This window comes from Archangium primigenium (assembly GCF_016904885.1).
Taxonomy (GTDB): domain Bacteria; phylum Myxococcota; class Myxococcia; order Myxococcales; family Myxococcaceae; genus Cystobacter; species Cystobacter primigenius.
Genome location: NZ_JADWYI010000001.1, coordinates 1,608,351 through 1,620,694, shown reverse-complemented (window position 1 = coordinate 1,620,694; position 12,344 = coordinate 1,608,351). Strand labels below are relative to the sequence as shown.

Genomic DNA, 12,344 nt, shown 5'->3' with positions numbered 1-12,344 from the left:
TCGCGGCGGGTCATGCGCGCCCGTATTGCCCTCACGCCCGGCGACCAGGGCAACGAGCCCGAGTGGAAAACGCGCGGGGAAGGTCCCCACCGACTCAGGAGCCCCCTACCTTCAAGGGGTAGGACACCCCAGAGGAGGCGGACCATGACTCAACGCGACGAAATCAAGGAAGGCATGATCGTTCGCAGCGTCGATGGGCACAAGCTCGGCAAGGTGTACGCCATCGGCGAGGCCGAATTCTATATCGAGAAGGGACTCTTCTTTCCCAAGGACTACTCGGTCCGCTACTCGGAGATCAGCAACATCCGGGACGGCGAGATCGTCCTGACGCACGGCCGCGACAGCCTGAAGAAGTTCTCCCTGGACGACGTCTCCAACGCGGATCCGCTCGACTCGGGCCGGACGGCCGTGGCCCGCGCCAACGTGCCCCCCATCACCGATTGGCGCGAGCTGGATCGCCCCGCGAAGGTGAGCGAGCTGGAGGGCCTGCGCTCCGATGACCTCGGCGTCCAGGGCGTCTCTCCCCACAACACGGAGGGCGCCAGCGCCAGCCCCCTGCTCACGGAGGAAGACCGCCGCATCGGCTCCCGGCCGAGCGCGTCCATGCGTGACATGCCCGGCTATGTGCCGCCGATGCCCGACACCCGGCCAGCGATGCGCGCCTCATCCTCGCTGGATGAGACCGTGGGCGTGGTGTCCCCGGGGGCCCGTGACTCCAGCCTGGATCGCACGATCGAGGAGGACTACCGCGCCGCGCTCGTCGAGGACGACTACCGCGCCGCGCTCGTCGAGGACGAGCTGTACGAGGAGCGTCGCCGCTCCGTGCGTGGGGACTCGGACCTGGAGGGCCAGCGCAGGCTGAGCCTCAGCGGGGACGACTCGTTCATCAAACGAGGCTAGGCGTCCTCACCGGGCCTCGTTCTTCGAGGCCCGACCCGGAGCCGCTCGCGGGGGAACAGCGGGCGGCGTCCCGTTCAGATGAACCCGCTCCAGGCGCTCGAAGCCCTGGAGCCGCTCGGGGAAGTGGTTGCGCATGAGCTGGCCCACTTCCCCGTCTCGTGCCGGAGGGCAGGCGTCCGCCAGGGCGTCGGCCATCTCCTGGGCATGGGCGAAGCGAAGCTCGGGGCGCTTCTGGAGCGCACGGGCGAGCACGCTCCACAACGCGGGCGGGACCTTGGAGGGCCGGGCGAGTTCATCGTCGCAGATGGCCTCCATCGTGGCCATGTCGTCCCCCCGGTCGAACGCGCGCTGACCCGTGAGGGCCTCGTACAGGATGAGGCCCACGGCGAACAGGTCGCTCCGGGCATCCAGCTTCTTGCCCAGCGCCTGCTCCGGAGACATGTAGAGCGGCTTGCCCTTCACGATGCCGGGCAGCGTCACCGTGCGCTGGGCCCGCGCCTTGGCCACGCCGAAGTCCAACACCTTCACCCGCCCGTCGAAGCCCACCATCAGGTTGTGCGGCGACAGGTCCCGATGCACGAGCTGCAGCGGACGCCCGTCCTCGCCAGGCGCCTGGTGGGCGGCGTGCAGGCCTTGAAGGGCCTGCCCCACCACGGCCGACACCACGGACGCGGACGGGCGCACCGTCGTGAGCACCCGATCGAAGTCCACGCCCCGCACCAGCTCCATCACCAGGAAGTAGGCCCCCTGCGACTCGCCGAAGTCGTGGATGGTGACGAGGTTGGCGTGGGACAGGCGCAGGCCGATGCGCGCCTCGTCCAGGAACTGCTTCACCATGACGGGATCCGACACCAGTTGCGGCAGGATGCGCTTGAGCGCCACGAGCCGCCCCAGGCCCTCCGGACCCCGGGTGCGCGCCACCAGCACCTGGGCCATGCCGCCGGTGCCCAGGGGCGTCACCAGCTCGTAGCGGCCGATGCGCGAGCGCGTGCCCGTGAGGGGGTCCTCCTCGGGCGCCAGGTCATCCAGCTTCTCCAGCACGTGCGCGCCGTCCGCCAGGGCGATGAAGGCGAGCACCGCGTTGTCGAGCTGATCCGCCATGGCGGACACGAGCTTCATCACCAGGGCCCCGCCGTCCTCGAAGTGCCCCTCCACCACGAGCCCCATGGTGCCCAGCTCCAGCCGTCCCAGCGCGAGCGGGGCGCAGAAGAGCATCCGGCCCGGCGCCACGGCGCGACAGCCCGACCAGCCCGAGGCCTCGAAGACATCCACGCCGAGGTTGCCCAGCATCCGGGTGAGGACCGGGCCCTGGCTGCCCCGGAGGTTGACGAACCCCGCCGAGGCGCGCACCAGCCGCGCGCATTGCGTGAGGTAGACGTCCACGGCCGCGTCGAGCGCCAGCCCGCGGGCCAGACAGTCCTCGATGATTTCGTCCGCCATGCGCGTCACGGCGGTCAGCCCGCGCAGGAACGCGACCTCGGCTTCCAGGGATGAGAATTCCACGGACGCCATTGAACACCGGCGGGACGGGGCCCGGGAAGGGCCCCCCCGGCCGGTGCGAGAGGCTAGGTGCTCGCCTTGGACTGGTCGGCGTAGAGCGCGTCCGCGATGCGGTAGGCGCTCGACTCCAGCTTCTGGTAGGCCTCCTTGATGGCGGCCGGGTCCGAGCCCTTGAGCAGCTCCTTGAGCGCGTCCAGGTCGGCCTTGATGTCGGTGCGGTCCTTCTCCTGCAGGACGTTGCCGTACTCCTCGAGGCTCTTCTCGGTGGTGTAGAGCAGCGAGTCGGCGTTGTTGCGCAGCTCGGCCAGCTCCTTCTTGAGCTTGTCGCTGGACTGGTTGGCGCTGGCGTCGGCGATCATCGCCTGGATCTCCGCCTCGGACAGGCCGGAGTTGCCCACCACGCGCACCTGCTGGACCTTGCCGGTGCCCAGGTCCTTGGCGCTCACGTGCACGATGCCGTTGGCGTCGATGTCGAAGGAGACCTCGATCTGCGGCACGCCGCGCGGCGCCGGGGGAATGCCCACCAGCTCGAAGCGCGCGAGCGTCTTGTTGTCCGACGCCATCTCGCGCTCGCCCTGGAGCACGTGCACGCTCACCAGGGGCTGGTTGTCCACCGCGGTGGAGAACACCTGGCTCTTCTTGCAGGGGATGGTGGTGTTCTTGTCGATGATCTTCGTGAAGACCCCGCCCGCGGTCTCCACGCCGAGCGACAGCGGCGTCACGTCCAGCAGGAGGACGTCCTTCACCTCGCCCTTGAGCACGCCGCCCTGGATGGCCGCGCCCACGGCGACGACCTCGTCCGGGTTGATGCCCTTGTGCGGCTCCTTGCCGAAGAACTCCTTCACCTTCTGCTGCACCGCGGGCATGCGCGTCATGCCACCCACCAGGAGCACCTGGTGGATCTGCTGCGCGGGCACGCCCGCGTCCTTGAGCGCGATGCGGCACGGCTCGATGGAGCGCTCGACCAGGTCGGACACCAGCGCCTCGAAGGTGGCGCGCTCGACCGTCTCGGTGAGGTGCTTGGGGCCGGTGGCGTCCGCGGTGATGAAGGGCAGGTTCACCTCCGTCTCCGTGGCGCTCGACAGCTCGTGCTTGGCGCGCTCGGCCGCTTCCTTGAGGCGCTGCAGCGCCATGCGGTCCTTGCGCAGGTCCAACCCGTTGTTCTGCTCGGCGAAGCGCTTGGCCAGGAAGTCGATGAGGCGCTGGTCGAAGTCCTCGCCGCCGAGGAACGTGTCGCCGTTGGTGCTCTTGACCTCGAAGACGCCCGAGGTGAGCTCCAGGATGGAGATATCGAACGTGCCGCCGCCCAGGTCGTACACGGCGATGCGCTCGGCGCCCGCCTGGCCGACCTTGTCCAGACCGTAGGCGAGCGCGGCGGCCGTGGGCTCGTTGATGATGCGCAGCACGTTGAGCCCGGCGATGCGGCCCGCGTCCTTCGTCGCCTGGCGCTGGCTGTCGTTGAAGTAGGCCGGCACGGTGATGACCGCCTCGGTGACGGGCTCGCCGAGGTAGTCCTCCGCCGTCTGCTTCATCTTCATCAGCACGATGGCGCTGATCTCCGGCGGGCTGTAGCCCTTGCCGCGGCTCTCCACCCACGCGTCGCCGTTGGGGCTGGCCACCACGCGGAAGGGACTCAGGCTGATGGCCTTCTTGGCCTCGGGCGAGTCGTACTTGCGGCCGATGAGCCGCTTGACGGCGAAGACGGTGTTCTCCGGGTTGGTGATGGCCTGCCGCTTGGCGATCTGCCCCACCAGGCGCTCACCCGAGTCGGTGAAGCCCACCATCGACGGAGTGGTCCGACTGCCCTCGCTGTTGGGGATGACGACCGGCTCGCCGCCTTCCATGACGGCCACGCAGGAGTTCGTCGTCCCCAGATCGATTCCAATCACCTTGCCCATGGCGTCCTACTGATTCTCGCTGGAGGGAGTACCGGTCTGCGCGGAAGGAGCCTCACCCGAGGACTCGCCTTCCGGCGTGGAAGCGGACGTCGGCTCGGGCGCGGCGGCCTCGGGCGCCTTGGCCACCACGACCAGGGCGGGCCGCATGAGCCGCTCGTTGAGCATGTAGCCGCGCACCGCCTCGTAGACGACGTGGCCGACGGGCACCGTGGTGCTCTCCATCTGCTGCATCGCCTCGTGCAGGCGCGGATCGAAGGGCTGGCCCACGGCCGAGAAGCCCTTGACGCCCTGCTTGCCGAACGCGCTGTCGAAGAGCTTGCGCGTCATCTCCACGCCGGTGCGCAGGCTCTCGAAGTCGTTGGACTTCTGGGCCGCCTCCAGGGCGCGATCCAGGTTGTCGAGCACGGGCAGGAAGTCCTTGAGCAGGCGCTCGGCGCCGAACTTCTGGACCTCCTCCTTCTCCTTCTGGGCGCGCTTCTTGTAGTTCTCCAGGTCGGCTGCGGCGCGCAGGGCGCGCTCGTGGCTGTCCTTGAGCCGGTCCATCGTCTCGCGGCTCTTGCTCTGGCTGAACTCGAGCTGGGCGCGCAACTGCTCCACCTCGCGCTCGGCCTGCGCCAGCTTCTGGCGCGTGTCGGCCAGTTCCTGGGAAGAAGCCTCACCTGGAGCCGCGGGCTCGCCGAAGACGGTCGCGGGGACATCCACCTCGAGGGTCATGCCCCCATCGGGAAGGTCCATGTCCAGGGTACGACCCCCCTCGGGGAAGTCGTCCTCCGCCGGAGGCGGTGAGGAGGCACGTCGCTCGACGCTCTTCAGCGCGTCGTTGATGACGTCCTCGGAGATGTTGGTCTGAAAGCTGCCCTTGGAGTCTCGATTGGAGCCGGCCACGGGCGCACTATGTCATGGGGCGCGGGTCGATCCAACGCCCACGACGGTTCTCCCGCGCCCCGGCGGCGTCCTCAGGAGCCCGGGCGAGCGGGCTTCTTGCGGCCCATCGTCTTGGAGGGCCCCGGTTTGGCGGCCTTCTTCGCCGGGGGCGGCGGCGGGGTCGGGCCCTTCTTGGCGGCGGGCTTCTTGCGGCCCATCGTCTTGGAGACCCCGGGCTTGCCCGCCGCCTTCTTGGTGGCCGGAGGCTCGGCGGGGGGCTCGGCGGCCCGGGACGGGGCGGGGGCGGCGGCCGGAGGCGGCTGGGGCGCGGAGGCCGCGTCGCGCTTGTCGAAGGCGCCCTCCACGGTCTCCTCCACCCGGCGCACCGCGGACTCGATCTGATCCGCGGCCTGCTTGCCCGTGGCCACCGCCCAGGTGCGCAGGGTCTGCAGTCCCTCGCGCACCTTGGCCTGCTTGTCGGGGTCCTGCACCTCCTCGAGCAAGCGCTGGGCGTGGGTCTTGAGCTCATCACCCGTGCGCTTGAGCTCGTCGCGCGTGAACTTGAGGACTTCCTTCAGTTGCTTGTCCCACTTCTCGGCCATTGGTCCGTCTCCCGGATGGACAGCGCAAGCCGGGCCATCTGACTGCACGGGGGCGCGGGGCGCAAAGCAATCTTGCTTGCTAGAGTCCGGCGCCACACGTGGGACCGCGCGTCCCCGAGTCCGGAGTTCCGCTCATGTTCGCCCGACTGTGGAGGATGCTCGGCGTCCTCGTCCTGCTTGGTGGCTGCCTTGGAGAGGGCACCTCGACCCCGTCGCATGTGCTCGCGCTGCCGGACCTGGCGCCGCAGGAGACGAGCGTGGGGGTGCCCTTCGAGGTGAGCCTGGGCGCCACCCAGGGCACGCCGCCCCTGCAGTACGGGGTGGGCGAGCTGCCGCCGGGCTTCTCCTTCTATCGGAGCACGGGCCTGCTCAAGGGGCCCGCCACGGCCGAGGGCGCCTACGCCATCTCCGTGCAGGTGAAGGACGCCACGGGCGCCACGGCCACGCGCACGTACCTGCTCCAGGTCTACGCCGTGCCGGGCATCCGCCTGGGTACCGTGACCGCCGCCACCCAGGGCACGACCTACCGCCTGGCCTTCGAGGCCGACGGAGGCAAGCCCCCCCTGCGCTGGGAGCTGGCCGCGGGGGCACCGCCGCCGGGACTCACCCTGGACACGGACGGACAGTTGCGGGGCACACCCACCGTGTCCGGCACCTATGCCTTCACCGTGCGGGTGCGCGACGCCCATGGCGCCCAGAGCGAGCGCGCCTTCGGCATGGAGGTGCGCGCGGGCACCGGGGAAGAGCCAGACACCGGCACCACGCCCCTGGAGCTCAAGGTGGTCAACTGGAACATCGAGTGGTTCGGGCACCCCAGCGAGGGGCCCACCAACGAAGCCCTGCAATTGGCCAACGTGCGCCAGGTCATCAAGACCACGGACGCGGACATCTGGGGCCTGCAGGAGGTGGTGGACACCGCGCACTTCAACAGCCTCAAGCAGCAGCTGCCCGGCTACGACGGCTTCCTCTCCAATGATCCGAGCGTCCCCTCGGGCACCTACTACTACTATGACGAGCTGGCCCCGAAGCTGGCCCTGCTCTTCCGCTCGGACGTGGTGCGCGTGCTCGAGCGCAAGCTCATCCTCACCCAGCGCTCCTACGACTTCGGCTCGCGGCCGCCCCTGCAGGTGAAGCTGCGCGTCACCCGCGATGGCAAGGCCACGGAGCTCACGGTCATCGTGCTGCACATGAAGGCTTTCGCGGACACGGAGTCCTACAATCGCCGCAAGTCGGCGGCCGTGGCGCTCAAGAGCAACCTGGATGCGCTGCCCCCCACCACGCCGGTGCTCGTGCTCGGCGACTGGAACGACGACGTGGACGTCTCCATCCTCCGGGACACCAGCACGGGCAGCTACCAGCCCACGCCCTACCAGAACTTCGTCCAGGACTCCGCGGACTACACCTTCCTCACCCGGCCCCTGTCGCTCGCCCGGCAGAGCAGCACGGTGAAGGCGAACAACACCGAGTTCATCGACCATCAGCTCGCCACGCGCGCGCTCGCCACGAGCTACGTGAACAACTCGGCCCAGGTCCTCCACCCCGAGGCGTACATCGACCGGTACGGCGTGACCACCACCGACCACTACCCCATCCTCAGCCGCTTCGCCTTCGGCCCCGCCGCCCAGACGCCCTGACCCGGGTATGCGCACCGCCCGCCTCTACCTCATCGTCGCCGCCGTGTGCTGGTCCACGGCGGGCGCCGCCGTGAAGCTGTCCACCCTGTCCGGCTGGCAGCTCGCCTCCGGCCGCTCGCTCATCGCCGCGGTGGTGCTCGCGCTCGTGCTTCCCGCCGGGCGCCGGCTGCCCTCGCGCCGGGGCGCCCTGGTCACCCTGGCCTACGCGAGCACGGTGGTGTCCTTCATCGTGGCCACCCGGCTCACCACCTCCGCCAACGCCATCTTCCTGCAGAGCACCGCGCCGCTCTACGTCCTGATGCTCTCGCCGTGGGTGCTCGGCGAGCGCCCCACGCGCGGCGAGCTGCTCGCCGTGCCCGTGTTCCTGCTCGGCCTGAGCCTCTTCTTCCTCGACCAGCTCGACCCCGGCCAGCGCACGGGCAACGCGGTGGCGATGATCTCGGGCATCTGTTTCGCCACGTGCATTCTCGGATTGCGCGCCGTCAAGAACGAGGGCACCTCCGTGCTCGTCTGGGGCAACGTGCTCGCGGGAGGCGTCACCCTGTTCTTGTCCCTGGACGGCCCGCGGCCCACGGCCCTGGACCTGGGACTGGTGGTCTTCCTGGGTGTGTTCCAGCTGGCATTCGCCTACGCCTGCTTCCAGCGAGGCCTGAGGGAAACCCCGGCCGTGGAGGCATCTCTTCTCATCCTCATTGAACCCGTGCTCAACCCTGTGTGGACTTTTCTGCTCGCGGGAGAGCGTCCCGGTGGCTGGGCGCTGGTGGGCGGTACCATCATCCTGGCGGCCACCGCCTGGCGCATCGTGCTCGTCTCCTTCCGGACCAGCGGACCCACGGCCCGTGAAAACGTGTCCTAGGAGATGCCCGCCATGAGGAAGACCCCTCGCGCCCTCGCCGTGACGACGTGCCTGTTGCTCGCGCCCCTCGGGGCCGCCGCCCGCGAGCCGGTGAAGTCCCTGTCCGAGGACCTCAACGGCGATGGCCGCAAGGACGCCGCCACCCTGAAGTGGAAGGAGGGAGACAGCAGCTATGTCCTCCAGTTGGGGACGAGCCGCCTCCAGGGCCGCGGGGACGAGGTCAAGGTCGAGGGGCTGACGGTCATCGACCTGGACACGAGCGACAAGCGCAAGGAATTGCTCGTGCATGTCGAGCTGCCCTGGGACGAGCGCCGCATCGACCTCTACGGCTTCGACGGCGCGCAGCTCAAGCACCTGGGCAGCGTGCCCACGCTCACCCAGGCCCACGGCAACGGCATCTTCCTGTCGGACGACTGGTGGGGCTTCTGGAACCGCCGGGACAAGTACGTGCTCAACCGGGAGAAGTGGAAGGTCGAGCGCGTGCCCCAGGACCTCTATTACGTCGGCGAGGAGGCCCGGGTGACCACGTCCTTCCCCCTCACGTTCGACCGCAGCGGCAAGGACGTGGTGGCCCAGCTGGCGACGAACACGAAGATTCGCGTGCTCGCCGCCGACACCTCCATTCCCGGCAAGCTGCCCTGGTTCCTCGTGAAGTCCTCCACGGGCCTGGTCGGCTGGGCCGAGGGCGAGGCGCTCACCCACTTCACCGACGGCCTGCCCCTGCACGAATGAGGCGGCACCGGATGTGAAGGGGCTCACCACGCCCGGTGAGGTTTTCCGCTATGCGGGGTGGATGCGGACCTCTCCACCCAAACACAAACGCTGGCGAAGAGTATTGGTCGGGGTAGCCGTGCTGCTCGCCCTCGGGGTGCGCGGCGCGCTGACCGTCGTGAACGGGCCCTCGGAGCCCCACCGCGTCACCCTGTTCGTGGCGGAGTGGACCCTGGGAGCCATCGCCTACCTCTCCGGCTCCAGTACCGCGAAGCTCCTGACGGGCGTCGCGGAGGAAGAGGCCGACCGACGGCTCTTCATCAAGGGCGGGGTCTCCCCCGTGGGCCCGGACCTCTACGTCCTCGATGGCAAAGCCCAGAACCAGCTCGGCACCAGGACGGGACGATGGGAGGGCGCACCCGGCGCCCAGTCCGAGCTGGCCCTCCTGGCGGGCGACTCGGTCCTGGGAAGCATCCGCCTGCCCGGGAACCTCTCGCCCCGGGACGTGACCTTCGTCTGGTTCCAGCCCGAGAAGATCTTCGTCTTCAATGGGACGAAGTCCTGGTTCGGCCACGTGCCCCGGACGGAGCGCGACCGGGCCCGGTGACGCGGCTCACCCGGCGCCCAGCCGCCGCCGGAGCTCCGCCTCGAGACGGCGCGCCTCGATGGGCCACTCGCGATGGCCCACGTAGCCATCCGGGCGCACCAGGTAGAAGCACTCCGAGCCCGCGCCGAAGCGACGGTGCACCGCGCCGTCCGTATCGGCCAGGACGTGGGCCGAGGGCGCCTGGGCGCCGGCCACCACCACCCGGACCTGGAGGACCCCCGGGTGGGCCGCCTCCAGCCGCCGCGCGAGCGCCCCCAGGGCCTCCGGGGCGCCCGGCTCGGGGGACAAGCCGGTGAACAGCAGCAGCGTGTGCCGGGGGACATGCAGCACCTGCTGCAGGCGCTCCACGCCCTCGCCCTTCACGGGCATGTCCGGGACCCGGTCTCCCGCCGCGGGGCCGTCCGCCCTGCGCACGCCATTCACGTCCTCGCCCCACAGGCGCTCGGTGGACAGCGGGCTCTTGCGGTAGTGGATGGCGAGCTGGGAGCCGAAGCGCAGCAACCGCCGCTGCACCCGGCCCCCCCGGAACATCCGCCGGGCGACCCGCGGGAAGACATAGGCGCGCAAGAGCCGCGCGGGCAGGCCCCCGCTCGCGACGAAGGTGAAGGCCCGGTCCGTGCCCTGCAAGAGGTGGCGGCCCACGCGTTGCCGCTCGGCCTCATAGGTATCGAGCAGGGACGCCGGCGCGCGGCGCCGGGTGACGAGCGCGAGCTTCCAGGCGAGGTTGAAGGCGTCCTGGATGCCCGTGTTCATGCCCTGGCCACCGATGGGGCTGTGGATGTGGGCGGCATCCCCCGCGAGGAAGACGTGGCCCTGGCGGTAGCTGCGCACACCCCGGCTGTGCAACCGGTAGCGCGACATCCACGTCGGCTCGCTCACGCGGATGGGCACGGGCACCGTGCGGTCCAGGATGGCCTGGAACTCCTCCAGCAATACCGGCGCCGTGTCGGCGGCCTGGTCGGAGGCCTCGTCGCGCGGCCGGATGACGAAGATCCGGTAGCGGTGGTCGCCGGGAATGGGCATGGCGAGCGTCATGCCGTGCACCGAGGGCATGATGCACACCTCCCCCGCGCCCAGCGACCAGTCCACGCGCACGTCCGCCAGCATGCACGAGTCCTCGTAGGTGCCGCCCTCGAAGGGCAGGCCCAGGAGCTTGCGCGTCCGGCTGCGCGCGCCGTCACACCCGATGAGCCAGCGCGCCCGCACCCGCTCGCTCCGGCCATCCGCGTGCTGGAGCGTGGCCAGCACCCCCTCGGCCTCCTGCTGGAGGGTCTCCAGCGCCACGCCGCGCTCCAGCCGACCGCCCAGGGCGTCCAGGTGCTCGGTGAGCAGCGCCTCGGTGGCGTCCTGCGGGAGCATCAGGATGTAGGGGTAGTGCGTCTCCATCCAGTCGAACTGGCCCAGCGGCACCCGCGTGCGCAGCCCGCCCTGCCCCACAACGTTGAGGGCCTCGGGACGACGCCCCCGAGCGACCGCCCGGTCGGCGATGCCCAGGTGCGCGAAGATCTCCAGCGTGCGGGACTGGACCGCCAGCGCCCGCGACAGCGGAGAAGGCGTTTCTAACTGCTCGACGAGCCGACAGCTCAACCCGTGCCGCACGAGCTCCGAGGCCATCGTCAGGCCCGTGGGACCCGCGCCCACCACCAGTGCGTCCAGCATGTGTGTGCCCCCTTCACTTCACCGCGAGGTTCTACTCCAAGGTGACGCCGTGTCCGGCCTCGGTGTGGCCCACGTCCACCCGACCCCCGTCCACCCGCAGGCCCCCCTGGAAGGGGTGCTCGCGGATGAAGAGGTGCGTGTCGAGGTCCGCGTAGTCGAAGCCGCCCAGGCCCGCGGCGAAGTGCACCGCGCTGCTCATGGCCAGGGTGCTCTCCACCATGCCGCCCATCATCAACTCCATGCCGAAGGCGCGCGCCACGTTCCACATGGCCAGGGACTCGCCCACGCCGCTCTTCATGAACTTGAGGTTCACGCCGTGCGCCCCGCCCTCGCGCGCCAGGCGCACCACGTCCTTCACCGTCCGGGCCGACTCGTCCGCGCAGACGGGCACCCGCGAGGAGCGCGTCAGCTCCGCCATGCCCTCCCAGTCCTCGCGCGGCACGGGCTGCTCGAAGAGCGCCAGGGGAATGCCCGCGGCCTCCAGCCCCGAGAGGAACGCGCGCGCCCCCGCCACCGTGTAGCCCCCGTTGGCGTCCGCGAACAGCCGGGCCTCGGGCGCCTCGCGGCGGATGTGCACCATGCGCCGCACGTCCTCCTCCGGCGACAGCGCGCCCACCTTCACCTTGATGGTGCGGATGCCCCGCGCGCGGATGGCCCGCGCCGAGGAGGCCGCGTGGGCCTCGTCCCCGGCCGTCACCGTCATGTCGATGTCCAGGCCCGTGCCCGCCCCGCCGAAGAACGTGGCCAGGGGCATCCGATGGTGGCGGCACAGCGCGTCCAGGAGGGCCAACTCCAGCGCGCACCTCGCGGAGGGCGCCTGGGGCAGGGCCTCGCCCAGCCACGCGCCGATGGGCCGCCACGCGGAGGCGTCCTTGCCCAGCATCGCCGCTTGCACGGACGTCAGGGCCGCGAGCGTGCTCGCCTGGGTTTCCCCGGAGACCGCCGTGAAGGGCGCCGCCTCGCCCAGGCCCACCGTGCCATCCGCCAACGTCAGGCGCACCAGCACGTTGTTGGCCATGTCCGGGGCGCCCGTGGCGATGGCGAAGGGCTCGGTGAGGGAGAGGTCCAGCGGCTCGAAGCGCAGGTCGGTGATGCGGGTCGGGTGCATGACAA

Annotated in this window: 11 protein-coding genes; 5 read left to right on the top strand and 6 right to left on the bottom strand. The window is 70.2% G+C overall.

Features of this window, described 5'->3' with window-relative positions; genetic code table 11:
- Positions 1–144: 144 nt before the first annotated feature.
- A complete protein-coding gene (locus I3V78_RS06950; RefSeq protein WP_204485527.1) occupies positions 145–900 on the top strand; it encodes a hypothetical protein in 756 nt (251 codons plus the stop codon).
- A 6-nt stretch (positions 901–906) separates the two neighbouring features.
- Here I3V78_RS06950 and I3V78_RS06945 read toward each other — a convergent pair whose 3' ends face one another.
- The 4 genes from I3V78_RS06945 to I3V78_RS06930 form a co-directional block, all read right to left on the bottom strand.
- Positions 907–2,412, bottom strand: a complete 1,506-nt coding sequence (locus I3V78_RS06945) for a serine/threonine-protein kinase (protein ID WP_204485526.1) — start codon at positions 2,410–2,412, stop codon at positions 907–909.
- A 53-nt stretch (positions 2,413–2,465) separates the two neighbouring features.
- Positions 2,466–4,298, bottom strand: a complete 1,833-nt coding sequence (gene dnaK, locus I3V78_RS06940) for a molecular chaperone DnaK (RefSeq protein WP_204485525.1) — start codon at positions 4,296–4,298, stop codon at positions 2,466–2,468.
- Between the two features lie 6 nt (positions 4,299–4,304).
- On the bottom strand, positions 4,305–5,183 hold the full coding sequence (grpE, locus tag I3V78_RS06935) for a nucleotide exchange factor GrpE (RefSeq protein ID WP_204485524.1): 879 nt from the start codon (positions 5,181–5,183) through the stop codon (positions 4,305–4,307).
- Positions 5,184–5,254: 71 nt separating this feature from the next.
- Positions 5,255–5,764, bottom strand: a complete 510-nt coding sequence (locus tag I3V78_RS06930; RefSeq protein ID WP_204485523.1) for a transcriptional regulator — start codon at positions 5,762–5,764, stop codon at positions 5,255–5,257.
- A 134-nt stretch (positions 5,765–5,898) separates the two neighbouring features.
- On the opposite strand from I3V78_RS06930, the gene I3V78_RS06925 reads away from it, so the two are divergent.
- The 4 genes from I3V78_RS06925 (at position 5,899) to I3V78_RS06910 (ending at position 9,572) form a co-directional block, all read left to right on the top strand.
- Complete coding sequence (locus tag I3V78_RS06925) at positions 5,899–7,398, top strand: putative Ig domain-containing protein (protein ID WP_204485522.1); 1,500 nt, start codon at positions 5,899–5,901, stop codon at positions 7,396–7,398.
- A 7-nt stretch (positions 7,399–7,405) separates the two neighbouring features.
- Positions 7,406–8,254: a DMT family transporter gene (locus tag I3V78_RS06920; protein WP_204485521.1), complete on the top strand. Its 849-nt coding sequence runs from the start codon at positions 7,406–7,408 to the stop codon at positions 8,252–8,254.
- Between the two features lie 12 nt (positions 8,255–8,266).
- Positions 8,267–8,986: a hypothetical protein gene (locus I3V78_RS06915; protein WP_204485520.1), complete on the top strand. Its 720-nt coding sequence runs from the start codon at positions 8,267–8,269 to the stop codon at positions 8,984–8,986.
- Positions 8,987–9,104: 118 nt separating this feature from the next.
- Positions 9,105–9,572, top strand: a complete 468-nt coding sequence (locus I3V78_RS06910) for a hypothetical protein (RefSeq protein WP_204485519.1) — start codon at positions 9,105–9,107, stop codon at positions 9,570–9,572.
- A 6-nt stretch (positions 9,573–9,578) separates the two neighbouring features.
- On the opposite strand, the gene I3V78_RS06905 is transcribed toward I3V78_RS06910, so the two are convergent.
- Together I3V78_RS06905 and I3V78_RS06900 are read right to left on the bottom strand one after the other, a co-directional pair.
- Positions 9,579–11,231, bottom strand: a complete 1,653-nt coding sequence (locus I3V78_RS06905) for an FAD-dependent monooxygenase (RefSeq protein ID WP_239576330.1) — start codon at positions 11,229–11,231, stop codon at positions 9,579–9,581.
- A 31-nt stretch (positions 11,232–11,262) separates the two neighbouring features.
- On the bottom strand, positions 11,263–12,339 hold the full coding sequence (locus I3V78_RS06900) for a dipeptide epimerase (protein ID WP_204485518.1): 1,077 nt from the start codon (positions 12,337–12,339) through the stop codon (positions 11,263–11,265).
- Between the last annotated feature and the right edge of the window lie 5 nt (positions 12,340–12,344).